This is a genomic window from Pirellulales bacterium (assembly GCA_019636345.1).
GTDB lineage: Bacteria > Planctomycetota > Planctomycetia > Pirellulales > Lacipirellulaceae.
Genome location: JAHBXQ010000011.1, coordinates 107,248 through 132,708, shown reverse-complemented (window position 1 = coordinate 132,708; position 25,461 = coordinate 107,248). Strand labels below are relative to the sequence as shown.

Below are 25,461 nucleotides of genomic sequence, written 5' to 3'. Positions count from 1 at the left end.
TTATGAAGTTCCCAGGCAAAGCCAACTCCCCCGACCGTCGTCGTTCCGGCGATCGCCGTCGCGCCACGCGCAACCGCGCCGGCTCCGGTCGGGCCGTCGTGATCGAAGTGACGCGCAATCTCCTGACCACTGCCGTGCTCACGAAGTCCGGGGGAGATAATCCCGATTCCGTCACGGCCTCGTCCTTCGTCTGGCGAAAGGAATCGACCGATCTCCGTTCGCTTCCAGCCCTTGCGGAGCTCACGGCCGGGTTCCGCAAGATCGTCGCCGACCACGCCCTGCAGGGCGCGGCCGTGCACATCGTCCTCAGCGGCGAGTACTGCGTGACGCGCGTGCTGCGCGGCTCGTCCGACAAAGTGCGCGCCGAGCTCAAAGAGCTCGAACACCGCAGCCGCATGTACCTGTCGCTCGGCGCCGGCGAGAAGGCGCTCGTCACGCAGGTGAAGCAAATTAACGCGCGCCTGACGCACGCCCTGGCCGTCGCCAGCCATCAAGACACGCTCGCGGTCCTGTCTCAAGCCGCCGAGGCGTCCGGCCTGCAAATCGAATGCATCGAACCCGAACTGACGGCGCTCGGTCGCGCGGTGTCGCGGCTTCCCGACGCCCCCCAGGCGCCCTATTTGCTGGCGATCGTGGATGATCGACGATGCGAACTGGGAGTCTGCTACGACGGCGAGCTGTTGATCGACTACCGCCCCGGCGGCCAATTCGGTCCTCAGGACCTCGCCCGAATCACCGATCAACACTGCAGCCGACTGGAACGCTATGCGGCGCGATTCATCACGGAGGGAGCGACTCGCGTTCAGCGGCTCTATCTCGCCGGTGAACCGCAAGCCGTCGCTTTGGCCCGCCAAAGCCTGTCGTCGAAGGCGCCGTTCGAGGTCGAAACCGTCGCCGGGCAACAGGTGCAAGCGACGTGGAAGATCGACGCGCAGTCGCTCCCCCACGTGACGGCGACGACCTTGGGCGGATTGCTCGCCGCCTACTATCCTCCGGCTCAGCGCGATTGCCCCAATCTGAAGGAACACCTGGAGGCTCGCACCCGGACGCCGCTGCGACCGCGAATCGTTCGCAGCGTGGCCCCTCTGGCGGCGGTCCTGCTGGCGTCCGCGGGGTTGTTTGTGCTCAAGGCGAACGAGCAAAGCAAGGTCGCCGAGATTCAGGCTCAACTCGACGGCTTGGCCGTCGCCCAGGCTCGCGCGAACGAACTACGGCTGCAGGGCATGCGCAGCCGAGCCAAGCTGACGCAGCTAGAACTGCTGGCAGTCCAGCTGCCCGCCAAGTCGGGCCTAGCCGAGATCAAACTCGTCGCCAACTCGATGCCCGAGGACGTCTGGCTGCGAGATTTCCTGATGACCGACCTGACCCGGATCTCGCTCGACGGCGCCAGCTACCTCGAAGCGGGGGTCTACACGTTCGTCGGATGGCTGGAAAACGCCCCTGGGGTCCGCGAGGTCGCCCTCAAGGGGGCCGCCCCGGGCGCCTCCGACTCGGGCCCTGTCACCCAATTCCTCCTCGAACTGGTGCTCGCCGACGAGTCGGCGCCGGCGCCGGAGGTCGCCAGTCGTGAATGACAGCCTAATCCGCACATTTTGCGAATCCCGCTACCGTTGGCCAATCGTTGCGACTGTGACGATCGCGCTCACCCTAGCCACGGCATATCCGTTGGCCGATGAGTATTTTGACGAAAAGTCCCGTCATGCGGAGTTGAGCGCGCAACTCGTCGAGGCCGAAGCGACCGCCGCTAGGTTGCCCGAGGCCGAGAGCACCGTCGCCGCGCTCAACGCCAAACTTGCAGAGCTGGAGAAACGCACCGTCGACGAGGCCTCGGTCGCCGCCTTCCGCAGTCGGCTTGTCAACTTGGTCCGAGAGTCGGGCTGCCAGGTGCGACGGTTGGAGGTCGGAACGCCGGCGGTTCGCCCCTGGCTGCAAGGCGATCGCGTGCTGGGAGAAAGAGCCCCGGGAGACCCGCTGCAACCAACGCCGTTCATGCTCGAACGCCGTGCGGTTTCGCTGGCCGTCGACGGACCAATGAACTCGATCAACGGACTTCTGGATCGGATCGCCAAGGAACAACAACTCGCCCACGCACATCGCCTGCACTTGAACTCAGCCAGCCGCGGCGGGCAAACCGTGACCCTCGAATTGGAATTGTGGTTTTTCGCACTCGCACGGCAGAACGGCTGACGCAAGGATGCGCAGTCGGTTCGACCCCCGGGTTGCCGCGGCCATGAGGCCGACGACGCCCTGAGGCACGTCAAGGAGGACGCGCCCGAATGACGACGGACGAGGCACGATTGAAACGGCCTCCGCACGGACGCGGACGAGCGCCGGCCCTTGCGCCGATGCTTGCCGCCCTTGGTGCGCTCTCGCTTTGCCTCGCAACGCCCGTCCGAGGCCAGCCTCCCGAGCGACTCGTCGCTCCCCAACAGGGTTCGCCCGCGGGCCCCGTTCTGGAAGCTCCGCAAGCGGACCAGCCGAAGCCCCCCGTGGCGTCGACGCCGGCACGGCCCAAGGTCGCGCTCTCCGAGGCGCTGCAGCAGAAGGGAGACCTCAAACTCCGCAACTCGACGATCGAAGCGGCCCTGTTCACGATCAGCGAGATCTGGGGGGTCAACCTCGTTACCGGCAAGTCGATCGAAGGGACCGTCAACTGCGATTTCAAGCAGGCGACCCTCCGCGAGGTGCTTGATTCGATCCTGCTGGCCAACGGCTACAGCTATCGCCCGGTGGGCGATAGCCTTGTCGTTCAGATGGTCGCTGACGTGGGGAGCGCCAATCCGCTGTTCACCTCCACGACGATCCCGATTCGCTACGGCACGCTCACTGAGATCACCGAGGCGGCGCAACTGCTCAAGAGCGCCCAGGGACAGATCCGGGCGCTCGACTCGGCCCGCAGCCTGCTGATCGTCGACTACGAAGATCGCGTGAAGTCGATCGTCGCCTTCGTCCAGCGGATGGAGGAATCCGCCGCCGCCGCGGCCGGGGGGACCCCCAGCGCCGTGGCGAACCAGTTGGAAGTCGTCTACTTCCACACGCAATACATCCCCGCGGAGAACGCCCGGCCTGCGCTGCAAGCGGTTCTCAGCATGCAAGGCCGGGTCGCGGTGATGCCCAGCGAAAACCGCCTGCTGGTGGTCGACTATCCCCGCAATATCGAGATGGCCCGCAACGTGCTCGATCGGGTTGACCGCCCGCGGCCCCAGGTGAAGATCACGGCGCTGATCTACGATCTCAGTCTGCAGGACGTCGAGCAACTCGGCTTGAACTGGGGAAGCGCCGCAAAAGGCAACTCGTTGCAAGCGGACGGGACGCCCAGCCAGGCGCTTCAATTCGACACGACGACCCTGGAGCCGTTCGTATCGGCCACGAACCCCGGCGGCGCGCTGACGGTTCGCAGCTTGACTCGCAATTTCGACATCACCTCGGTCCTTCAACTGCTGCAAAGCGCCAACGACGCGCGGTTGTTGGCCAACCCCAACGTCGTCGTCCTCGACAACGAACAGGCGGAGATGAAGAGCGTGTCGGAAATTCCCTACCAGCAGATCACCCAGTCGGAACTCGGCGGCCAGATCGGCACGACCGCGTTCAAACCAGCCGGCATCACGCTGCGGGTCCGCCCGCTGATCGCCGGGGACGGCACGATCGAATTGATCGCAGAGCCGGAGTACAGCCGCCTCGCCGGCTTCACCCCCGGCGACAATCAGCCGATCATCGACACCCGCAGCACGACCACTCGGGTGCGCGTCGCCAACAAACAAACGATCGTCATCAGCGGTCTCCGCCATCGCAGCGACACGGGCGAATTCAAAGGCATCCCCTTTCTCAAGGACGTGAAATACGTCGGCGCCTTGTTCCGATCGCGCAACACGGACGTCCGTGAAAGCGAACTGATCGTGTTCATTCAGCCCGAGATTGTCGGCTACGACGACCAGAATAGCCCCCGCGAATTTGCCGCCCGTGACACGATCGAGTGCCGGCTTGAACGCATCCCCTACGCCGAAGGGTGCGGCCCGCTCGGCTGCGCGGACGAGCAAATCATGCCCTTGCCGCCGGTCGAGGACGCGGCGCCGGGCCAGTACTCTCCTGGACCCGTCACGAGCACCGCGACGTCGGAGTCCAAGCTCCGCCCCGGCTTCTCCGACCGATACCGCGCCAACGCCGCGGGCGAAGCTCAGCGGCGAAATCTCGTTCCCCCCAGCCCCGTGCGCCAGGCAAAGCAGTCCAGTTGGTGGAGCCGCACCTTCGGCAAGTAAACGGCTCGCCCCCCGGCGGGCCGTTTGCACCGGTCATGCCGCCTGTGCCGACGCTTCGCAGCGGCGCTTCGCTCTGCACTCTGGTCCTGTTCTGACCCGCACTCCGCCCGCCTGACCTACATTTGCTTGGCGGAATCTCCGCCAATTGCGAACAGGTCTCGATTTCAATCGCTATGAATCCGCTCGCGACCACCACGACTCGCCGCAGCAAGCTCGGCCGAACCGCCGTCGTGCTTGCAGCCGCGTTGTGCGCGGCGTGCAACCAGCCCGAGGAAAGTCTGCCCCTGGCGACTCCTGCGGCACTTGTAGCGGCGGAGTCGCCGGCGCCCGTCGCGCTCCCCGTGTCGAATCCTGCGGACGCCAAGCAACCGGTCGAGCCGAAGGTCGACGCCCCGGCAACGGGAATTGCCAATTACGAACCTCCCTTCCCAGACCGCGTCGAGCTGTTTGTCGCTCCGAAACGGCAAGGGGGCCAAGTGAAGCACGACGGCGGATTTGAGGAATCGGTCGAACTGTTGGGCTTCGCGACGGTCAACGAACCGCGCGTCGTGCTGTCGATCGCGGGGCAAGTCGCCTCGATCCCCGCCGGGGGAACTGTCTACGGCATCGAGGTGATCTCGATCGAAACTCCTAAGGTCGTCCTCCAACGCGGTCGGCAACGCTGGCAAGCGTCGCTCGAAAACTAAGCGTCGCCCGAAAGCTATCAACGAAACGCGGGGCGCTGACGGTTTGTTGAAAAGGGGACTGGCTTAGGTCAATGCACTAGCGCTTTGACACAGGCGAGATTATGGGTTGGGGACGGCGCAACAACTCTCTGTCACCAGGTTGCGTCGTTCCCAGCCCAAAAGACCTGAGCTGACAAAGCACGAGGGTCGAGACAGACCCCGCGCACGCCCCGGTTCAAGCTTCCGGCTCGTCCCAGGGGCTTTGCGGCTTCGCCTGCTTGGCGGCCGCTCGCTCCTCGGCGTCGTCCTCGATCAATCGGATCGGGACCGGGATTCGCTGCCGGTAGAGTTCCGTCGCCACGGACCGGGCGTTGATCAGCAACGTCGCCAGCGCCGCGGCGCCGACGATGAGCATCACCGTCGGCGCGTCGATCGCGCCAGGACCGTCGGAGACGAGCTTCTGCAGCGTGAGCGCGGGATTGGTGACCTGCATCAGCGAGTACGAACCCAGATAGCGCCCGTCGACCGACATTAAATACGCGACCATCGGCACGCCGACCCCGACCAACAGCAGGATCAATTGCGTGAGAAACCCAGCCGCCATCGGAACGAACGTGTACCGGCGAAACAGCCCGATTAGCATCCGGCCGACCCCGAGGAACGTGACGAGGTACGCCCAACTGAGCGGGAAATAGTAGAGCGCCGCGTCGTACATCCGCGATCTGCCCCCCCCCGAGACGTAGCCGGCCAGCATCGTGAGCGCGAATCCCAATCCAGCGAAAAACGTGTAATTGGCCACGGCGAACACGTACCCGGCGCCGGGGCCTGGGTTCAGCCAACTGCCGAAGACCCGCGTCACGCGGCCGTTCGGCAACGAACGCTGCACGCGCCGCGACAAGTGCGGCCACTCGCTGGTAAGCAGCGCGCCCATCACGTACCAGTAACCAAGCGCCGCGATCCCCAGCACCATCAACGGCTCGACCAATTGCACGTAAACCGGCAGCGACGCCGGCATCGTCTGGTCGACGTAAAACAAGATCGCCGCCACGCAGGCGACGAGGGCTCCTTGCTGGACGAGCATCCACTTGCGCAACGGCGTCGAGCGGTTTTCGCTGGCAAATGTGATCCGTGCCGCCGCGGCCGCGTGCAGCAGCCCGAACGTCGTGGCGTACAGCGTCGCCAGCAGCAGGATCGACACCCAAAATCCGTCCTCGGCGTACAGCACGGCTCCCTCCTCGAGCAACGAATACGCCAGGGCCATCAGTCCCCAGAACGTCAGCACGAGCCCCAGCACCAGCGCCACCGAGAAGACGACCTGCGAGTAGCGGGCATGCGCGAGAGTCCCCACCAGCAGCGACGCCATCGCCAATCCGAGCGAGCAGAGCACCAACATCGCCAGCGCAAGGGCCACGGTCACGGCGTCAACCCCCCGCAACAGGAAGGTGAACGCAATGCACGGCGCCACCGCGGAAAAGTAGGCGACGATCTGCGCCCCGGCGCTCAGCAACTTGCCGGTGATAATCTGCCGCGAAGCAAGCGTGGTGATCGACAGCAGGTCGTAAGTGTTCTCCTCCTTTTCGACGGCCAGGGAGCGATACGCCGAGTACGGGACGACGACGCACAACGGAAACGCCAGTACCGCAAAGTAGGCGATTAGCATCTCGCGCCCGGCCGCGCCCCAGTAGATCTCCGGTCCGATGACCGCGACCCCTCCGATGGTGACGATCCAACATGCCACCAGCACCACAAGGAACGAAATGACGAACTGCCGACTCTTGAGCGCTTGGCGCGTCTCTTTGACGAGAATCGGGTTGAGATCGTCCGTAAGCGCGACAAGCTGCCGCTCGCCCCAAGCAAGCGCACGCAGCGCCCAGGACGTCGCAGCGCCCAGGGCGCTGCGAGTCGATGTTTCTACAGGTTCCGCCTCGGCGACGCTCATTGCACCCGGCCCTCCGTGACGTGCAGAAACACGTCCTCGAGCGTCTTGGTCTTGCTGGCGAACTCGATGACCCGGAACTCCGCGGCGACGAGCTGTTTCAGCAGTTCCGCCTGCTCGGCCGGACCCCCTTCATGATTCAGGGTGAACTGACCGTCGGCGTACAGCACCTGCGACACGTCCTCGCGGGCTGCAAGCCAGCGCCGCAGTCCGTCGTCGTCCTCAAGCACGCGAACCCGCACGCGGCTGACCGATTCGACCGCCGCGGCGCTGATCTCCTCGACGCTTCCGACGGCCAACAACCGTCCTTGCTCGATGATCCCGACGCGATCGCAGATCTCGGCCAATTCGGTGAGGATGTGCGAGCTGATCAGCACCGCCTTGCCCGCCTGAGCCAGCGCGTCGATCATTTCCCGCAACTCGATCCGAGCTCGCGGATCGAGCCCCGCGGCCGGTTCGTCGAGAATCAGCACGGCCGGGTCGTGAATCATCGTTCGGCCCAGACAGAGCCGCTGCTTCATTCCCTTCGAGAGCCCGTCGATCGGCTTCCGCGCCAGCCGGTCGAGCATGGTGAACTCCATGACCCGGTCAATCGCCGCGTTGCGCTGCGGCCCCCGCAACCCGTACGCCCGGGCGAAGAAGTCGAGATACTCGCGAACGTTGACGTCGTGATAGGCGCCGAAGTAATCGGGCATGAACCCCAACCGCTTGCGGACTCGCTCGGGATCGTCGACCACCGAGAATCCGTCGACGAACGCGTCGCCGGAGGTCGGCTCGTCGAGCGTCGCGATGATCCGCATGCTGGTCGTCTTGCCGGCGCCGTTGGGGCCGATGTATCCGAACACCTCCCCCGGGTAGACCTCGAAGCTCATATTCTGCACCGCTTTGGTCTCGCCAAAATAGCGGTGGAGGCGATCGACTTGAATGGCCGGACGACGCGGGCTAATCATCATGTCACCACGTCCCCCGCGTGACGCAGAAGCTTCCCTCGTCGTCGACTGCGTCGACAGGCAATCCGTGGTCGACCTCGACCCCGCCCTGCGTCACGGCGACGTACGCGCCGTTCCCCAGCCCGCGCACCATCGGCGACGTGAGCGCGGCAAGATGCAGTTCGAGCAAGCCGGTCGAAAACTTCTGGGCGTAGCGCCGATTGCGGCGGTTGTAGTCGGCCCCGGCGGGGAATTGGGGCTCGTTGTCGGAGAACAAGGTCCGTAGTTTCGGAGCAATCACGGTCCACTCGACAGGCTCCAACCGCACCGCCTCTCCCGCGGCTAGGTTCTCGGCCCAGTAGAGCCGGCCCTGGTGATCCTGGATCGCAAGGCTGGCGACGTCGACTTCGAGCAGATTCGTCGCTTGTACGCCTCGTTGCCCTTCGCGCAGCTCAAGCCGACGCGACGTCGGGCGCGCCGCAATTGTCAGCAGTTGGGTCGGCGTCCGCGACGCGAGCCAGCCGCGCGACAGCCGTTGCCCTCCGACCCAAGCGACCTCTCGATGCTGCCCGCTGCCGCGGTGGCGACGATCGACTTCCCACCGCGGCAGCATGGGATAGACGGCGGCGTCGACCGGCATGGTCAGCCCGCCGGCCGGCGCCATTCCTGCGTAGTACGAGATCCGGGCCCAGGATGCCGCCTGCCCGGTTCGCTGATCGAGCTCGGTGTAGCTGCGCATGCGCACTCGGGCTCCGACGCCGTCGGTGATCAAGCCGTAAGCAAACAGCAGCGCGATCGCCGCAAACGCCGCCGCGGGCGCCGTGGCCAACAACAACGGCAACTTCTGTCGTCGCGCCAACAACCAGTAATTCACCGGTCCCACCAGAACGACGAACAGCGTGATCAGCACCTGAAACGCCGTGACCGGGGCCAGCCCCACCCCGGGAACCAACCAATTGTTGAACTCTTCGCAGCTTTGTCCTGGGGTGAAGCCATGGCGACCGACCCAATCGAGCCGACCCATCGCCGGCGAAGCGGCGAGGAGCTGCATTTCCGCCTGAGAGGCAAGATTCGGCAGCGATCGAGAGCGAGTGCGATTTTGATCCGGCAAGTCGTTGACGAAGGCGACCGTCAGCCCCAGTCCGCACGGGCGCATGAGGAACCGCTGGTCCGGACGTGCTCGGTCGAACAACACCGTTTCATCGACGGGCGCCTCGCCGGAGCGCACCCCGCGCAAAGCGAGCAACACGTCGACCGCCGCTTCGTTCTCTCGCAGCCGCGGCGGTTTCAGCCAGCCGGCAGGAAGCTCGCTCGCATCACTGGCAACTGTCGCCCCGGTCTCCTTGTCGCGAGCCGAATCCGAGGCGCCGCGCTTGGCGCGATTCGGTAGGCCGCCGAGGAAATCGTCGACGACGGCAATCCTGTTCCACTCGATCCCAACCTGCGTGACCCACAGGTTCCCCCCGGCACGAACCCACTGCGCGAGCGCTGCGGCCCGCACCGGCTCCGCCGCGACAAGATCACTCAATCCTTTTGCGTCGATCAGAACCAAATCATAGCTCGAGTAGTCCAGCCACGCTTCCGGCCAGTCGGCGAAGTTCGCCAAGGTCCGTTGTTCGACGTCGCCGCGAAACGCGTTGACGGATTGCAGGAACGCGCTCGTCGCCGGTCCCAGCCCGATCCAATCGGGAGTCAATACGGCGATGCCCGGCGCCGTACCGCTGCGGATGATTCCGGCGCTGCCGAACGACAGCTCCGGGTCCGGTTGTCCGTCGATCTTGGTCTGAATGCCGCACAATTGCCAATCGAGGAACCGCGGCAGCAGCATGGAAGTCTCGGCCGAGACGGCGCCGGCCGGAACCTCGAATTCCCCTTCGACGACTGTTTCCTGCGGATCGCGCCAGTGACCTGCTTGAAAGCGAATGTGCACACGGCGCGGCTTGGCGACGGGAGCCTGACCCTCGACCCTGATTCGCAGCCGCGCGTAGCCGAACGAACCGGCGGGATCGGTTTCGCTCTCAATTCGCAGGCCCGACGCCTGAGAGTAGACGGGGCCGGTCGCGGGCAGCCCCATGGCAAGTCGCGCCGGATCGGGCAATGCCACCGGGACGATCGGACTGTTCAGTACGTTGGAGCCTCCGACGACCAGCGGCGTCGGACTCTGCGCGTGGAGACGGACTGCGAACGACGCCGCAACCATGCACGCCGTCGCCAGCCGCGGCAAGCAGGCCCGCATCATGCTTCGCCCTCCGCGCGCGCAGGCGCTTCGGTCCGCGCGGTCTGGCCCGCGGCGGTTCGCACCATGGCCCCCTGACTGGTTCGCGAGACGATCTCCTCGACCCCCAGCAGGCGCCCGGTCAGGACGAACAGGCCGTAAAACGCCGCATGGACAATCAGGGTCGCCGCAATGCTCGCCGCCCCGAGGGCCAGCCCGAACGCCCACGCCCACGCGCTGAGTCCCTGGGCGAGCACCAGAGCCAGCAAGCTGGCCCCGCTGAAGACCAGCAAAGCCGTGCGAAGGGTGAATCGAGGAAGCGGCATGTCACGATTGTGCCAGATGCGGGGCCGGCGTGGCAAGCAACCAGGCCTCCCACTTCCCGACAGCGAGGATTAGGCCCCGCTGCGTCATTGCGGTAGGATAGTGCGAACCCCGCTGCCTCCCGCGAAGCCCTTGGCCAATCGCTCGCGCCGGCCCGCTACGCACCTCATTCCCACGCCGCCTGTGCTGGACTGATATCATGCCGTCGCCAACCTGTCATGTTGTTCCTGGTCGCCTCGTCCCGCGGATCACTCTCGGCGAAATTCCGTTCCTGACGATTCGCCGGCACAGACTCAATCTTGCCGTCGTGTCGAGATGCGTCGTCGCAGCGCTCGCCGTCCTGGTCGCTCGCTCCGGCGCGGCGCAGATCGAAGCCTACGTCGGCCAGCCATTCGGCGTCGGCAAACTCACGGTGTCGATCGACCGTGGCGCCGGCATTGTCGCAACGGACGACCCGCGGCTCACCGTCGCCGACGCAGCCGGACGAGTGCTGTACCCCGTCGCGAGCGACGCCCCGGCACGCCGCCTCCTCCGGCAGATCTTGGAGATCGAGACCCCCGCGTCGACGACGATCTACTTCCTTTTTCGCGGCGCGGAACCGTTCGAGCTGGTCGCCTACGGCCCCGCGGGACGACGGCACATGGTGACGCCGCGGAACAATCCCTCGGCGTGGTCGCGTACGCTGCGCGAGTGGTGGGAACAGACGAGCCGGCGTTGGCAGCAACTGGACCAAGACCCGCAGTTTCCTCCGATCGTCGAGAACTACCTCGTGGCGTCGCTCGCTCGGCGGCTGAGCCTGCCGCAGCCGCAACCCAAACAGAGCTTGCTCTCGTTCAGCTCCGCAGGCCCCAGCGCGGTCGACGAACTGCTGGCCAACGAGCGGCAACTCCTGGCGATCGATCGCGAGATGCTGGCCGAGGACTCCTCGGCACAATTCGTCGACGCCCCGCTGCCGACGCCTATGCCATGGTACGACCTCGACCCGCCCGTCGACGCGCCGCCGACAGCCGTGGAGCCGCTCGCGCTCCACGCCCCGGCCGAGTGCCTTTACCTGAGGTTCGGCGCCTTCAGCAACTACCTGTGGTTCCGCGACTGGTCGGAACAGTGGCAGAACGACTTGGGCAACATGATCTTGCGCCGCAGCATCCGCCGTGACGCCTCGAAACGCATCGAGCAGCAACTGGCGATCCGCCAGACCGCGATGTCGAAAATCCTGGGGCCCCAGGTGATCGCCGACGTAGCGATCGTGGGGCTCGACCCTTACCTGTCGCAGGGCGCCGCGATCGGGATGCTCTTTCAAGCCAAGAACAACTTTCTCCTGTCGCGCGACTTGATGGAGAAGCGACGCGAGGCGCTCGCGAAGTTTCCCGACGCGACCGAGTCTGAGTTCACCCTTGGCGGAGCCAAGGTCAACCTCATCGCCGCCCCCGGCGGCGAAGTGCGATCGTACTACGTGCAGGACGGCGACTTTCATCTGGTGACGACATCCCGGCGGTTGGCGCAGCGGTTTCTCGAAGCGGGGCAGGGGATCGGCTCGCTCGCGGCCAGCCCCGGCTTCTTGCACGTTCGCCAACGCATCCCCTTTGACGCCGACAGCACTCTATTTGCCTACGCGGCCCCGGAGATGTTTCGCGAATTGACCAGTCCCGCGTCGTGGATCGAACGTCGGCGCCGGTTGCGGTCCCTCCGCGAGGCGAAGTTATTGGAACTGGCCAAGCTGCAAGCCGCGGCCGAAGGGGTCGCAGCGACCGATCTCGCGGGGCTCGTCGCCGCGGGGCTGTTGCCCGCGGGTTTCGGCGCCCGCAGCGACGGCAGCGAGCTTGTTCTCGGCCACGGGGAGGCGCCGGCGGTCGACTCGCGCCGCGGAGCCGTCGGCTACTTTACCCCCGTGGCCGACATGGAAGTCGCGGGCGTCACCGCGACAGAAGCAGCCGCCTACGTCGCGTTCGCCGATCGCTTTCGCCAACAATGCGGCCAGTTCCCGCCGATCGCCGTGAGTCTCAAGCGCCAGCCGCGCGCCGCCGGCGCGCCTCGCCTGGACGGTCAACCGCCGACCGGGGGCGAACTTCAGGCCGGCGACGAAACGATCCTGATCGAGGCGATTGCTGCGCCGCTCGAACGCGTGAAGCTCGGCAAGCTGCCCGACATGCTTGGCAATCCCAGCGACCGCCGCATCGCTTGGCTCCCCGGCGATTTGGCCAACCTCGAAGTCGTCGTCGACGCCGTGCTCCCTTTAGGGCCCAATGCGGCCGAGCAGTACCAACTGTTCCTCGGCGTGCGCGATTTCTCCGCGGAGATGAACCTTGTCCGCGGCGAGTTCGGGCTGCCGCTGCCCGACCAGCGACAAGCGGTGAAAGCGTACTGGGGAAGCTGGCCGAAGCCGGGGCTGTTGGGCCTGCTCGGCAACCTCGCCGCGGCCGGCGCCGAGCCCCAGCCCGACCAACGCGGCGGCTTCGTCGCACGGCAGGACGACGTGTTTCTCGGCTCGTTCTCGCCCACGCTGCTCCGCGAAGTGTTGCCCCAGTTGACGACCGAGCCGGTCGGCGAGCCGGCGCAAGTCTGGCTACGCGTCGGACAGATCGCGGGGACGGGCCTTGAGAACATGGTCAACAAGCTGAGTTACTCGCGCGTGCTCGCCACGTCGCGAGCCAACAGCCGGTTGCTCGGCGCGCTGGCCGCGCAACTTCACGTTCCCCCCGACCAGTGCCTGATCGTCGCCGAACGACTCATGGACGGCCAGCTCGTCTGCCCGCTGGGGGGGGAGTACCAACTCGCTGCGCTCGAAGGTCGGCAGCCGTACTGGACCTCGACGGTCGTCGCCCCGGCGAACCAGTTTCTGCTGACGCAGCCCCCGGCCGACTTTCAATTGCCGTTGATCGCGTGGTTCGAGGGCGCCCGCGCCGACGCCCGGCTGGACGACGACTCGATCCGAGTTCGCGCGGAGTTGGACGTCGACGGCAAAGCCCTCCCCGAATCGTTTGCATGGCCGCGGCCGCCTGCGGCGCCCGTGGAGGAAATCCCGGCGCCACCTGACAGTTGATCGCCTTCGCTCCCAATGCCGTCGTCTTCCATCAACTGTTGCCGTCTCAGGAGTTTTCTCATGGCGCATCTATGCTCACTTCAGTTTTCTGCCGCAGGCGCTTTAGCGCTGCTCGCCATGATCCCCTTGGAAACTCGCGGCGAAGATACGAAACCTGAACGCGACAGATTCGAGTTGTTCATGCGCGGCAGCCGCATGTCGGACGAACAAGCCGTAGAACTTGTTGAGAAAGCTGCCGCGGATCAAGCGGACGCGGATTCACGTCTCATGCTGCTTGGCCGCTGCTTCAGCAGCCGCGCCCATACCCCAGAATCCAAACTCGCCCAACAGGAACTCATCGAGTGGTTCGTCACGCATCATCCCGACTGGCCCGAGTGCGGGACGCCCTACATGCAACTGCACGCTGCGATCAACCCGGCCGGATACTCCAAAGTCAAGAAGCTCTGGCTCGCAGCGACCAAGCGGCACTCTGCAAACGCCCAGGTCTTCGGCAATGCCGCGAACTTTCTGCAATTCAGCGAGCCCGAGGAAGCAGGAGTTCTCCTGGAGAAAGCGGAATTGCTTGATCCCCAGTCCCCGACTTGGTCTCGTGAACTTGGTCAGCATTATCTTCGTCTATCCAGGGGGCGTTCGCAGAAGGAAAGCCGGCGACTGGCGACACAATCGCTTGCAAAGCTGGAACGGGCGACTGAACTCGACGACGGAGTCAACGCCCGCTTCTACGCCTTGGGCGATCTCGCGAAGACGGCCTTCTTGGCCGGTAAACTCGAAACAGCGACGGCCTACGCCGAAGAATTGCTGGAACTCGCCGACAAGACCCCGCGGGACTGGAACACGGGCAACGCCGTGCATCACGGCAACCTCGTCCTGGGACGCATCGCACTGGCGAACGGCGACGTCGAGGAGGCGAAGACTTGCTTGCTGAAGACCGGCAAGACGTCGGGCTCGCCGCAGCTCAACTCCTTCGGCCCCAACATGGCCATGGCCAAGGAACTGTTGGAAAGAGGCGAACGCGACGTCGTGCTCGAGTACTTCGAACTCTGTCGCAAGTTTTGGCCGCGAAAGGAGCTTGACCGGTGGAACGCCGCCGTACAGGCAGGAGAAGTCCCGAACTTTGGCGGAAATCTGTTCTATTGACGTACCACTCGCCCGAGACTGCAAGCTACTTTTCGATTCATGGGCGATTCTCTTTAGTGAGAGCCCATCGCTCGTGGTCGCGCCATTCTCCCTCTAGTCGCAGATAACGAGGCGAGAAACCCTCCCGGCAAAATCCCAGTCTTCTTGCCAGCGCAATCGACGCCGCATTGTCGGGCTGGATGTTCGCCTCCACGCGATGCAACCCGAGCGAGTCGAACGCCTCGTCGATGACCAAACGCAAGCCCTGTCGCATCAGCCCTTGCCCCGCATACGGGACGAAAGCGTAGTACCCCAAGTAGCCGCTGCAAAAGCATCCGCGGACGATTTCGTTGATGTTTACGACGCCCGCTAGTGCGTCGTCAATCTGGCGTCGTACGAAAAACCCCGCGTGGCGATCCGCTTTCAGCCGTTCCAAGTACTGCTCAAACCCCTCTCGGGCGTTCGGCGGATGGGCCCAATGGGAATGCAATTCACGGCTTCGCTCGACCGCGCCCAAGAATTCGTCGCAGTCTCGCCCAGAGGGCGCGGCGAGGTACACGGCGTTCATCGAGTCGCGGCCAGAAGCTCGCCCGCCTTGTAGCTGCTTCGCACCAGCGGCCCCGCGGCGACGCCGCGGAATCCCATGGCAAGCGATTCACGTTCCCACGCAGCGAACTGTTCCGGGGGGACGTACCGAGCAACCGGCAGGAATCGAGTTCCCGGTTTGCCCGGCGCCAAGTACTGGCCGATCGTCAACAGATCGACGCCGGCTCCGCGAAGTTCCTGCAGCGCTGCGGTCACTTCGGCATCGGTTTCGCCCAGGCCGACCATCAGGCTGCTCTTCGTGGCGACGTCGGGTCGCAGCTCCTTCGCCCGCAGGAGGACTTCAAGACTGAGAAAAAAACTCGCCCGCGGGTCGCGGACCTCGCGATCGAGCCGCGGAACGCACTCGACGTTGTGGGCGAAGACGTCAAGCGGGGCGCCGACCACGAGCGACTCAAGCGCCTCCCAATTGCCGGCCAGATCGCTGGAAAGCAGTTCGATCCCCGCGTCCGGCAACCGACGGCGGACCGCCTCGACGCACGCCCTGTAGTGGGCCGCCCCGCCATCGGGCAGGTCGTCGCGATTGACCACGGTGATCACGACATGGTCGAGGTTGAGCCGGCCGCACGCTCCGGCAAGCCGCTCCGGCTCGTCGGCGTCGGGGGGCTCGGGGGCGCGGAGCGTTTCGACCGAACAGAATCGGCAGCCGCGTGTGCAACTCTTGCCCGCGATCATGAACGTGGCCGTCCCCTGCGACCAACAGTCATGCACGTTCGGACACCGGGCCTCCTCGCACACGGTGTGCAGGGCGTGGTCATGCACCGCCCCGTCGGTGACGTTGAACGCTGCCTGCGCCCGCCCCGCGGGAAGCTGCACGCGCAGCCATTCAGGCAGTCGCGGCCGCAGCGAGGGTTCGACAATTGGAAGCAGAGTCATTGAGTTCGTACCACGGAGGCACGGAGGGCGCGGCAACAGTGCGAAGGCATATGTTCGCCCCGCGCCAGCCGTGTCTCCGCGGTTCACTTAGCGGACGTGATTCTCGCTAGCCGGTGAGCCCCTCGAACAACGGGGTCGACAGGTACCGCTCGCCGAGGCTGCACATGATCGTGACGATCTTTTTTCCTTGGTTCTCGGGTCGGGCGGCCACTTTGGCGGCGGCGCACATGTTGGCGCCGCTCGAGATGCCGGCCATGATCCCTTCTTCCTTGGCGAGCCGGCGGGCCCACATGAACGCCTCCTCGTTGCTGACCTGGATCACTTCGTCGACGAGCGACGTGTCGAGGTTCTTGGGGATAAAGCCGGCGCCGATGCCTTGAATCTTGTGCGGTCCAGGCTTGCCGCCGCTGATGACGGGGCTGTCGGTCGGCTCGACGGCGATCGCCTTGAAGGCGGGATTCTTCGTTCGCAAGTACCGAGTCGCCCCAGTGATCGTCCCTCCCGTACCGACCCCCGCGACGATCATGTCGACGTCGTGGCCGGAGTCTTCCCAAATCTCGGGACCGGTCGTCGCCTCATGGATGGCCGGGTTGGCCGGATTCTCGAACTGCTGCGGCATCCAGGCGTTCTTCTCGGTCGCGACCATCTCGGTCGCCTTGGCGATGGCGCCCTTCATCCCCTCGGCAGCGGGGGTGAGCACGAGGTTCGCGCCCATCGCACGGAGCAGCGCGCGGCGTTCCACCGACATCGATTCGGGCATGGTGAGCGTGAGTTTGTAACCCTTGGCCGCACAGACGAACGCCAACGCGATCCCCGTATTGCCGCTGGTCGGCTCGATGATGTGCGTCTCGGCGTCAATCGCTCCGGACTTCTCGCCCGCGGCGATCATCGCCGCGCCGATCCGATCCTTGACGCTGTTGAGCGGCTGGAAGAACTCGCACTTCGCGTACACCACGGCATGCCCCTCGGGGACGAGCCGATTGATGCGGATCATCGGGGTGTCGCCAATGGCTTCGGCGGCGTTGGCGAAGATCTTGTTGCGGGGCATCGGTTTCCCTTCCTGCGGCAAAGCCAGTGAAAAGCGGGCTCGCGACGGGACATCGGACCGGTCGCGGGGAGAGGCAAAGGCATGATTATCGAGGCAACTGGGTCGTCGGGCAACCCCGGGGCGAAGGCGTCTCGAACGCAAGTCTGCGGGCCGCCGGCAGCATGGCGTTCGCGTCAAGAACGGCAAACGGAAGCGGTTGCCGAAGGACGAAACTCCAGGCGGTGCAACACGCACTCCAGGCCCTCCTACAAAGGCGCGCCCCACCCTCCGCCGCCGGGGGTTCGAATTTCGATTGCGTCGCCGGGTTCGACGCTCGCTTCGGCGACGCCAGGGAGGAGGACCACAGTCCCGTCGGCTCGGAGCAAACGGTTTTCGCCCACAACGCCGGGCTCTCCTCCTGCGGCGCCGAAGGGAGGATGGGGCCCGCGGCGCTGCGTGATGAGCGAGACGTCCATCGGTTCGAGAAACTCGATCGTCCGCACCGCCCCGTCGCCGCCGCAATGTCCTCCGGCGCCGCCGGAGCCGTGACGGATCGAGAACTCCCGCAAGCGGACCGGAAGGCGGCGTTCCAGGACTTCGGGGTCGGTCGCGCGGGTGTTGGTCATGTGCACCTGGACCGCGTCGGCGCCGGGGCCCGCGGCCGTCGCACCGCTGCCGCCGCAGATCGTTTCGTAGCAACTGCTCCGATCGTTGCCGAACAGCAGATTGTTCATCGTCCCCTGACTCGCCGCGGCGAGCCCCAAGGCGCCCAACAGCACGTCGACCACGCGCTGCGAGGTCTCGACGTTCCCTGCGGCGACCGCCGGCGACTCGCTGAGATTCGCGGCCGGGCGGGGATTGAGCACGCCCTCGGGGAGGACGATCTCAACCGCTCGCAGCATCCCTTCGTTGAGCGGCACGTCCTCGGCCACAAGCAGTCGCAACACGTACATGACCGCCGCAGAGACGATCGCCGCGTTGGCGTTCAGGTTGCCCGCGACGGCAGAGGCCGTGCCGGTGAAGTCAATGATCGCGGCGGGGGGGCGGGAGCTTCCCGCGAGTATTGGAAGTCCCTCGGGCGTCTGGGGGCGGAGCACGACGGAGCCCTCCGCGGCGCTTCCACCGGGGATCGCTCCGCTCGCTCCCAGGCGCCCGGCGCTCGACTCGCATGACGAGCCGCCGAGGGCAATCTTCACGACGATCGGAATGCTTGCTCCCTCGGCCGTTTCGAGGAAATCGACGAACCGTCGTTCCCCCGGCGGCAGCTTGGCAAGCGCCGTGCGGACCTTGGTTTCCGCAGCCGTTTGAATCGCATCGAGCTGCCGTAGCAACTCGCGACGGCCGTAGCGGCTAGCCAACTCGCGCAGATCCGAAGCGCCTTGTTGCACGGCGGCGACCTGAGCGCGGACGTCGGCTAGGTTTTCCTCGACGGCTCGCGAGGGGTATGGCGCCGAGGTCAACAGCTCGCGCAGCGCCTCCTCTTGCGACTCGCCGGCACGGACAATTCGGAAATTGGCGATGACGACCCCTTCCTCGCCCAGCGTGGCGGCCCGCGGGGGCATCGATCCGGGACGCACCCCGCCGATCTCAGCATGATGAGCTCGGCACGCGGTCCAGAACAGCAACTCGCCGGTCGGTTCATCGTGCACCGGAAGCGCCACGGTGAGGTCGGGCAGATGCGACCCCCCGCGATAGGGATCGTTCGTGAGAAACACGTCGCCGGGCCGCAGGTCGGGGTTGTCGGCGATCAGCGCGCGAACCGTCGCCCCCATCCCTCCCAGATGAACCGGAACGTGCGGGGCGTTCGCGGCCAGCTCGCCCGCGGCGTTGAACACGGCACAACTGTAGTCGAGCCGCTCCTTGACGTTGACGCTCCCCGCGGTGCGTCGCAACACGTGCCCCATCCGCTCGGCGACCCCGGCAAGCAAATTGTTGAACACTTCCAAGAGGACCGCCTCGGAGGAGGCCGCATCGTACGGTCGGCTTTCCAGCCTGCCAGGCCCCCCTTTGGGCGTTGCGGCAGGATCGCTCGGCTCGGCCAGGCGAGTCAACAAGAGCTCGCCGCCGCTAAGTAACTCGGCCTCCCACCCGGGGTCGACGACCAAGGTCGAGTGCGGTCCCGCGACAAGCGCCGGCCCCGCGACGACCGCCCCGGGGGCGAGCGCCTCGCGACCGAACACCGACGTCTCGAGTTCTCGCCCCGAAAACCATGCGGTGGTCGCCGACTCCGTTCTCGCAGCAAAGCGCGGGGCCGAATCGCTTGCGGGGAGCGCGGCAGCCGAACGGGCGACGACTTCGACCCGCGCGACCGCGACCTCGAGCTCGCGCGACGCCTGCTCGTAACCGAACTCGCGCCGATGACGGCGGCGGAATTCCTCGCGCCAATCGGCGCCGGGCGTCAGCGGCACGTTGAGCGCCGCATCGGTCCCGCGATACCGCACGTCGAGCGATCGGGTCGATTCGATCGTGCCTTGATCGGCGCCTTCGGCCATGAGCGCCGCGATCTCCGCTTGCTCTAGCTCCGTCAGCACGCGATCGATCTGTTCGTCCGCGACGACCGCAGCGGGGCGGTACACCCCCGCCGCGCCGTGGCGCGACAGGTCGGCTAGACCGATGCCGTAGGCGCTGAGCAGACTGGCGTCGGGGTGATCGAGGATGCGGCGGATGCCGAGCTCCTCGGCGACGGCGCACGCATGCTGTCCTGCGGCGCCGCCGAACGACACCAGCGCATACTCGCCCGGCTGATAGCCCTTGGCGACCGTCACGTTGCGAATCGCGCGAGCCATGTTCGCGTTGGCGATGCGCAACAGTCCCGCAGCAAGGTCGTCCGGCGCAAGCCGTTCGCCGGTTGCAGCGGCGACCTCCTCGGCCAGTTCGGCAAGTCGGCGGTCGACCGCGGCGCGATCGACGGCAAAGGGAAACCGCTCGGCCGCAATGCGCCCCAATCGGACGTTCAGATCGGTTACGGCAAGCGGCCCGCCGCGGCCGTAGCACGCCGGGCCGGGGTCGGCCCCGGCGCTCGCGGGGCCGACGACGAGCTTGACGCCGTCGAATCCGCAGATCGAACCTCCCCCCGCAGCCACCGTGTCGATCGCCAGCGTCGGCGTCACCAGCCGCACGCCGGCCTTCTCGGTTTCGTACTCGAACTCGAACCGGCCGTCGAACCGCGAGACGTCGGTGCTCGTGCCCCCCATGTCGAAGCCGATCGCCCGCGGGCAACCGGCCGCGGCGGCGACGCGGGCGTACCCGACGACGCCCCCCGCGGGGCCGGACAGCACGCTCTCGTGGCCACGGAACATCGCCGCGGTCGCCAGTCCGCCGGCCGAAGTCATCACCCGCACCTCGCTGCCGGGGAGCGCGGCCTCGAGCTCGGCGAGGTACTGCCGCAGCACGGGATTGAGATAGGCGTCGACCGTGGTCGTGTCGCCGCGCGAGACGATCTTCACCAGCGGCGCGACGGCGCTCGAGCGACTCGCCTCGATGAACCCGACCTCGCGAGCAATTCGCTCGACGACGATTTCGTGGCCGGGATAGAGATCGGCGTGAAGCAGGCAAACGGCAAGCGACTCGATCCCCGCGGCGCGGAGCGCGACGAGCCGCTTGCGCACCTGCGACTCGTCGACCGGGACGAGCACTGTTCCGTCGGCGGCGATCCGCTCGTCGATCTCGACGATTCGTTCGGCGAGCGGCGGGGCCTTGCGGATCGTCAAGTCGAACAGCCGTGGGCGGTTCTGGTAGCCGATGAGCGGCAGGTCGCCAAACCCGCGCGTCGTCGCCAGCGCGGTGCGGGCGCCGCGACGAGTGAGCAGGGCGTTCGTGCCCCGCGTGGTGCCGAGTCGCAATCGAATCGGCGGCACAACCTCAGCGAGGGGCAGGCCGAGGAGATAGCGGATCCCCAAGACGGGCGAGCCGAGCCCGCAAGTCAATTCGTATCTGGCCCCGGCGAACGCCGACGCGGGCGCGGGGCGATCAAGTTCAAGCCGACCAAGCTGCGGGTCGAAGGCGACGACCCGCCTCGACTCTCCCGGCCGGCCGGCGGGATCGAGCAACGTCAGATCGAACCCGACCCAGAACTCCGCGGGTTCGCCGCTGCGGAGCGGATCGAAGATCGCGCTTGGCGAACTCTCAGGGCCGACGGTCCCTTTGGTCGCCCCGGAGCTAAGGAGCTTGTGCCGGACCAAGCGGCCGTCGGGCACACGGGAGAGGCAATCGGTGAAGGTGCCGCCGACGTCGATCCAGAACTCGCGGAGGTTCATGGCCGCATTGTGGGGGGGCGAGCGCCTTGCCGCAAGCGTATCACGAACCCGCGCGGCAATCGCCAAGTCGCAATAGGCTTGCGAGTTAACGCCGCGCTACTTGCGGAAAAGCCCCATCAGTCCCTTCGACGGCGATCGCCCCGCCGTCGAACCCGCGGCGCCGCGCCCGAGGTTCTCCACTCGCTGCCCCTGCGGCGGGATGACGTACGCCATCGGGTCGTCGACGACCCACGGCGTCGACCAGTTCTTGCCGTTTTCGAAGTTTGCGACGTTGAAGAAAATCGCGTCGACGTACAGACACCGATTGCCGTACGCTCGGCTGCTGTAGAGGTAATCCTCTTCGGTCAGGTCCTCGACTCCGGGCCGGGCGTAGTAGTGGACCTGTCCGTCGGGCGTGAACGAAAGGCCGAGCGTGATCCAGCCGGGCTCCTCGATGATCGGCCCGTCGACGTCGCGCCCCTTCTCGTCGGCACGAACGAGGATCTGGGCGTGATCGTGATCAAACTGCTTGCTCGTGCTGCTGTGGAACGAAATGAACATGCCGGGCCAGTACGCTTCGGAGTCGCCGTTCGGCTTGCGACCACGGACGTCGGCTCGAAAGCCGAAACTCGAGCCGCTCCGTTGTTCCCAGCGGTCCCATTCAGGAAGGTAAACCCGGACGACGCAACTTGGCTGCCAATTGACGGCGATCGGCCGGCCGAGACGTTCCTTGACGCCTAACAGCAAGTCGTCTTGCATTTTCTTATGGGCCAGCTCTCCGGGAACGCCCGACAGGCGCGTGACGAGCAGGAGCGAGCCTTTGCTCCCCGCGAGCCCGCCGGGAGGGGTGGCGATCCGCTTCACCACGTCAGGCTGCCCCCGCATGGCGCTCTCGTACCACCGGCCGTTGGTCGAGTATCCGCCGGGGGGGCGCTGTTGCTCGTCCTGTTCATAGCTTGCCTTGGCGCCGTTGGGGACGTACCGCCAGTTGGGATCTTCCATGTCGTCGCCGACGCCGGGGACCTTCACGCCCGTGCCGGGGACGAAGGGCGCCGCTTGGGCCGTCGAAAGCGCCAGCGAGAGCCAGGCCGCGATCGTGAGCAAGGCAGCCCGCGGCCCGCGACGAATCGCCAGCACGACGAAGGCCAACATCAGGCAGGCCATCAGTGACCTCGATGCAAGGGAACATGAGGAGCAGAAAAGAGGGAGCCGATGCGACAACGGCACGGCGTCGTCGGGGAGTATCGTCCCGCGAGCCTGGACGACTTTACTGATTCGACGGCGCCAGCAGCAGGCAACCGCTGTCCGGGGAACAGGCGTCGCAGGGGGCCCCCTCGCCGCGGACGCGGCGCAGGCAGTGGGCGATCCGCTCGTCGATCACCTCCAGCACCAGGGGATGAAGCCCCAACGGCGCCGTCACGAGGTGCTCCACCCCGCCGCAAGCGGCGGCCGCTTCAGCGGCCAGCCGCGGAATATCCTCGCCCCAATGCCGCCCCGGGGCCAGGAAATACGGAAACACGATGACCCGCGTCGCTCCCTGGGCGACGCATCGGGCGAACGCCTGGACGATCGTCGGCTCGGCAAGCTCCATGTGAGCCGGCTCGACGATCGGCCACTGTCCGCGAGCCCGATACGCCGCGACGACCGCCACCAACAGGTCGTTGCTCTCGGCGCGGCGCGAACCGTGATCGACGATCACCACGGCAGTGACGGCAGCATCGGCGGCGTGGTCGGCGGCTGAATCGTAGGCGGACATAGGACCAACGGCTTGAAGGCAAGACTTTCGCGAGCGACTCACTCGCCGCGCAGTTGACGGCGGATCGCGGCCAGCCGCTGAGCTAACTGCGATTCAAACCCCCGATCAACCGGGCGATAGTATTCGCGGTTGACCCCCAGGTAGTCCTGGGCCGCGACGCCTCCCGGGGAGTCGTGGGCGTATTGGTATCCTGCGCCATGGCCAAGCCGCTGGGCGCCAGCGTAGTGGGCGTCCTGCAGATGCTTGGGAACGGGGACGAGCCGCCCCTCGCGGACGTCGGCTCGGGCCTCGCCGATTGCGACCGTCGCGGCGTTGCTCTTCGGGGCGCAGGCGAGATACGCGACGCACTGCGCAAGGGCGAGTTGGCACTCCGGCAAGCCGACAAACTCACACGCCTGCATCGTCCCCACCGCCAGCGGCAAGGCGTGCGGGTCGGCGTTCCCTACGTCCTCGCTCGCCAAGATCACCAACCGTCGGCACAGGAACCGCACGTCCTCGCCCCCCTCGAGCATCCGGGCAAGCCAGTACATTCCCGCGTCGGGATCGCTGCCGCGGATGCTCTTGATCAACGCGCTGGCCGAGTCGTAGTGGGAGTCTCCCGCGGCGTCGTACTGGATCGCTTTGCGCTGGACGCTCTCGGCGGCCAGTTCGCGCGTGAATCGCACCGGGCGCTCGTCGGCCGAGAGGACGCCGACCTCGAGCGCCGAAAGAGCCCGCCGGGCGTCGCCGTCGCACGTGACGGCGAGGAAGGTCAGCGCGGCATCGTCGGCCTCGATCGGCACGGCGCCGAGTCCGCGATCACTGTCGGCGATCGCCCGCCGCAGCAGGGCGACGACGTCTTCCTCGGCCAACGGCTGGAACTCGAACACGCGCGCCCGACTCACCAGGGCGTCGTTGACGGCAAAAAACGGGTTAGCCGTCGTGGCGCCGACAAGCACGACCCCGCCGCTCTCCACGTCGGGGAGGAGGGCGTCTTGCTGGGACTTGTTGAAGCGGTGAATTTCGTCGATGAACAGCAGCGTGCGCACGCCGTCGACTGAGAGGACGTCGCGAGCGTCGTCCAACAGCTCGCGCAGCTCTTTGATCCCGCTCGTGACGGCGTTGAGTTGGCGGAACCGCGCCCGGGTCTCCTTGGCCAACAGGTGCGCGAGCGTCGTCTTGCCGGTTCCCGGGGGGCCGTAAAACAAGAGGGCGGTGAGACGGTCGGCCTTGATGAGCCGCCGCAGCAGTTTGCCTTCGCCAAGAAAATGCGATTGGCCGACGAACTCGGCAAGCGTGCGAGGGCGCATCCGTGCGGCGAGCGGCTCGGCCCGGCGTCGATTCTCGGCTTCAGCAGCGGCGAACAGGGACATGCGACGGGAAGTAAGGAATTGAGAGACGGTTACGGCGCCAGTCCGTCCGGAGGATCCAGGAACGAAAGCGGTGGCGCCGCTTCGGACGAAGCCGCCGGAAAGGCAGCACGACGAATATCGGTCAAATCACGCACGTCTCGAATCCCCGGGTGAAGGAGGAAGATCGTGTCGAATTGGAAGTGCGGCGCCGGCCTGGGCAATTCTCGGGCGACTGCGTATCCCTCCTGCAGATGAAAGCGACATTTCGGCAGCCGCTGCGCCAAGAGGTTGATCGCCTGGTCCGAAACTCGCGCGTCGACCAGATACAACTCCCGCAATTGGCTGCAATTGGCGAGCGCCAAGCAATCCTGGTCGCTGAGCCGAGTGCGGGCGACTGCGAGCGTTTTGAGATTCTTCAGCCGTAATTCTTGCAAAACGCCCTGGCGGAGGGGAAGTCTGATCAGACAAAGCATCTCCAAAGAGTCCAAGGAGTTCAGTCGTCCCAGTTCAGTCCCCTCGACAGGGACGTTGTCGAGCAACAGCCCTCGCAGGTCGACGAATCGCCCCAACGCCAGGAGCCCCGCGTCGTCGACCGGGGAATTGACGAGCGTCAACACCTTGAGGCGTTCCGGCCTCAACGCCGCCAGACCGCCGCCGCGAATGCGCGTGTCGATCAAACAGCAACGCTCCAAAGGCCAGTTCTTGACGTACTCTAGAACGCGATCGTCGTAAGGTCCCGTGAACATGAAGTCCCGCACGCGAGACAACTTTGCGAACGCGGCAAAGGTCTCAAGCGGCAGGAGCGGAGCGCGGTCGCTCCGCGAGCTCTCCATGAAATGGACGGTCTCCGCCCAGCGAACGTCGCCCGCCGCCGTCAACGTTGCGGGCCCGACGCCCCATAATTGCAGCGAGCGAAGATGCTGGAAGTGATCCTGCCCGAGCAGCGGGACGAGCCAAGCCGGAGTCGACGGACCTGCGAGCGGGCCGGCGCCTACGGACGCCTGTTGAAAATGCAGAAGCGCGGCGCGTTCCGCCTGCTTGAGTTGCAGCGAACGAGCCGCCCCTCCGCACGCCACGGCCGCAAGCGTCAAGGCCGTTAGGAGCAGTCGCAGCGAGTATCTCCGCGGGAACGTCATGTTGGAAGATTCCGCA

Annotated in this window: 18 protein-coding genes; 6 read left to right on the top strand and 12 right to left on the bottom strand. The window is 66.0% G+C overall.

Annotated elements, in window-relative coordinates; genetic code table 11:
- The first annotated feature begins 2 nt into the window (after window positions 1-2).
- The 4 genes from KF688_19055 to KF688_19040 all read left to right on the top strand — a co-directional run bounded on the left by KF688_19055 (window position 3) and on the right by KF688_19040 (window position 4,942).
- Window positions 3-1,574: a hypothetical protein gene (locus KF688_19055; protein MBX3427786.1), complete on the top strand. Its 1,572-nt coding sequence runs from the start codon at window positions 3-5 to the stop codon at window positions 1,572-1,574.
- Complete coding sequence (locus tag KF688_19050) at window positions 1,567-2,187, top strand: hypothetical protein (GenBank protein MBX3427785.1); 621 nt, start codon at window positions 1,567-1,569, stop codon at window positions 2,185-2,187. Before KF688_19055 ends, KF688_19050 begins: the two co-directional genes overlap by 8 nt.
- 302 nt (window positions 2,188-2,489) lie before the next feature.
- Window positions 2,490-4,256: a type II secretion system protein GspD gene (locus KF688_19045; protein MBX3427784.1), complete on the top strand. Its 1,767-nt coding sequence runs from the start codon at window positions 2,490-2,492 to the stop codon at window positions 4,254-4,256.
- Between the two features lie 173 nt (window positions 4,257-4,429).
- Entirely contained in the window at window positions 4,430-4,942 is a 513-nt protein-coding gene (locus tag KF688_19040) for a hypothetical protein (GenBank protein ID MBX3427783.1), read from the top strand.
- Between the two features lie 214 nt (window positions 4,943-5,156).
- On the opposite strand, the gene KF688_19035 is transcribed toward KF688_19040, so the two are convergent.
- Genes KF688_19035 through KF688_19020 form a run of 4 tightly spaced genes read right to left on the bottom strand, consistent with a single transcriptional unit; the run spans window position 5,157 to window position 10,327 of the window.
- Window positions 5,157-6,860, bottom strand: a complete 1,704-nt coding sequence (locus KF688_19035; GenBank protein MBX3427782.1) for a hypothetical protein — start codon at window positions 6,858-6,860, stop codon at window positions 5,157-5,159.
- Window positions 6,857-7,807 (bottom strand): ABC transporter ATP-binding protein, encoded by a 951-nt coding sequence (locus KF688_19030; GenBank protein ID MBX3427781.1) that lies wholly within the window; start codon window positions 7,805-7,807, stop codon window positions 6,857-6,859. The genes KF688_19035 and KF688_19030 overlap by 4 nt, the downstream gene beginning before the upstream one ends.
- Window positions 7,808-7,811: 4 nt before the next feature.
- Complete coding sequence (locus KF688_19025; GenBank protein MBX3427780.1) at window positions 7,812-10,025, bottom strand: hypothetical protein; 2,214 nt, start codon at window positions 10,023-10,025, stop codon at window positions 7,812-7,814.
- Entirely contained in the window at window positions 10,022-10,327 is a 306-nt protein-coding gene (locus KF688_19020; protein ID MBX3427779.1) for a hypothetical protein, read from the bottom strand. The genes KF688_19025 and KF688_19020 overlap by 4 nt, the downstream gene beginning before the upstream one ends.
- Window positions 10,328-10,524: 197 nt before the next feature.
- Between KF688_19020 and KF688_19015 the strand changes: the two genes are divergently transcribed.
- A complete protein-coding gene (locus tag KF688_19015; GenBank protein ID MBX3427778.1) occupies window positions 10,525-13,365 on the top strand; it encodes a hypothetical protein in 2,841 nt (946 codons plus the stop codon).
- Window positions 13,366-13,482: 117 nt separating this feature from the next.
- Window positions 13,483-14,502, top strand: coding sequence for an RNA polymerase subunit sigma-24 (locus KF688_19010; protein MBX3427777.1), 1,020 nt, complete (start codon window positions 13,483-13,485; stop codon window positions 14,500-14,502).
- 37 nt (window positions 14,503-14,539) lie between these two features.
- Here the strand turns inward: KF688_19010 and KF688_19005 are convergent, their stop codons facing one another.
- The 8 genes from KF688_19005 to KF688_18970 form a co-directional block, all read right to left on the bottom strand.
- Entirely contained in the window at window positions 14,540-15,049 is a 510-nt protein-coding gene (locus KF688_19005; GenBank protein ID MBX3427776.1) for a GNAT family N-acetyltransferase, read from the bottom strand.
- Entirely contained in the window at window positions 15,046-15,960 is a 915-nt protein-coding gene (lipA, locus tag KF688_19000) for a lipoyl synthase (protein MBX3427775.1), read from the bottom strand. The genes KF688_19005 and lipA overlap by 4 nt, the downstream gene beginning before the upstream one ends.
- Window positions 15,961-16,066: 106 nt before the next feature.
- The gene (gene cysK, locus KF688_18995) at window positions 16,067-17,008 is read right to left on the bottom strand and encodes a cysteine synthase A (GenBank protein ID MBX3427774.1); all 942 of its coding nucleotides are present in this window, start codon (window positions 17,006-17,008) and stop codon (window positions 16,067-16,069) included.
- Window positions 17,009-17,253: 245 nt separating this feature from the next.
- Complete coding sequence (locus KF688_18990) at window positions 17,254-21,243, bottom strand: hydantoinase B/oxoprolinase family protein (protein MBX3427773.1); 3,990 nt, start codon at window positions 21,241-21,243, stop codon at window positions 17,254-17,256.
- A gap of 96 nt (window positions 21,244-21,339) precedes the next feature.
- Entirely contained in the window at window positions 21,340-22,386 is a 1,047-nt protein-coding gene (locus KF688_18985) for a hypothetical protein (protein MBX3427772.1), read from the bottom strand.
- Window positions 22,387-22,489: 103 nt separating this feature from the next.
- Complete coding sequence (locus tag KF688_18980) at window positions 22,490-22,978, bottom strand: hypothetical protein (protein MBX3427771.1); 489 nt, start codon at window positions 22,976-22,978, stop codon at window positions 22,490-22,492.
- A gap of 38 nt (window positions 22,979-23,016) precedes the next feature.
- Window positions 23,017-24,330: a replication-associated recombination protein A gene (locus KF688_18975; GenBank protein ID MBX3427770.1), complete on the bottom strand. Its 1,314-nt coding sequence runs from the start codon at window positions 24,328-24,330 to the stop codon at window positions 23,017-23,019.
- A 29-nt stretch (window positions 24,331-24,359) separates the two neighbouring features.
- Complete coding sequence (locus KF688_18970; GenBank protein ID MBX3427769.1) at window positions 24,360-25,445, bottom strand: hypothetical protein; 1,086 nt, start codon at window positions 25,443-25,445, stop codon at window positions 24,360-24,362.
- Window positions 25,446-25,461 lie beyond the last annotated feature (16 nt).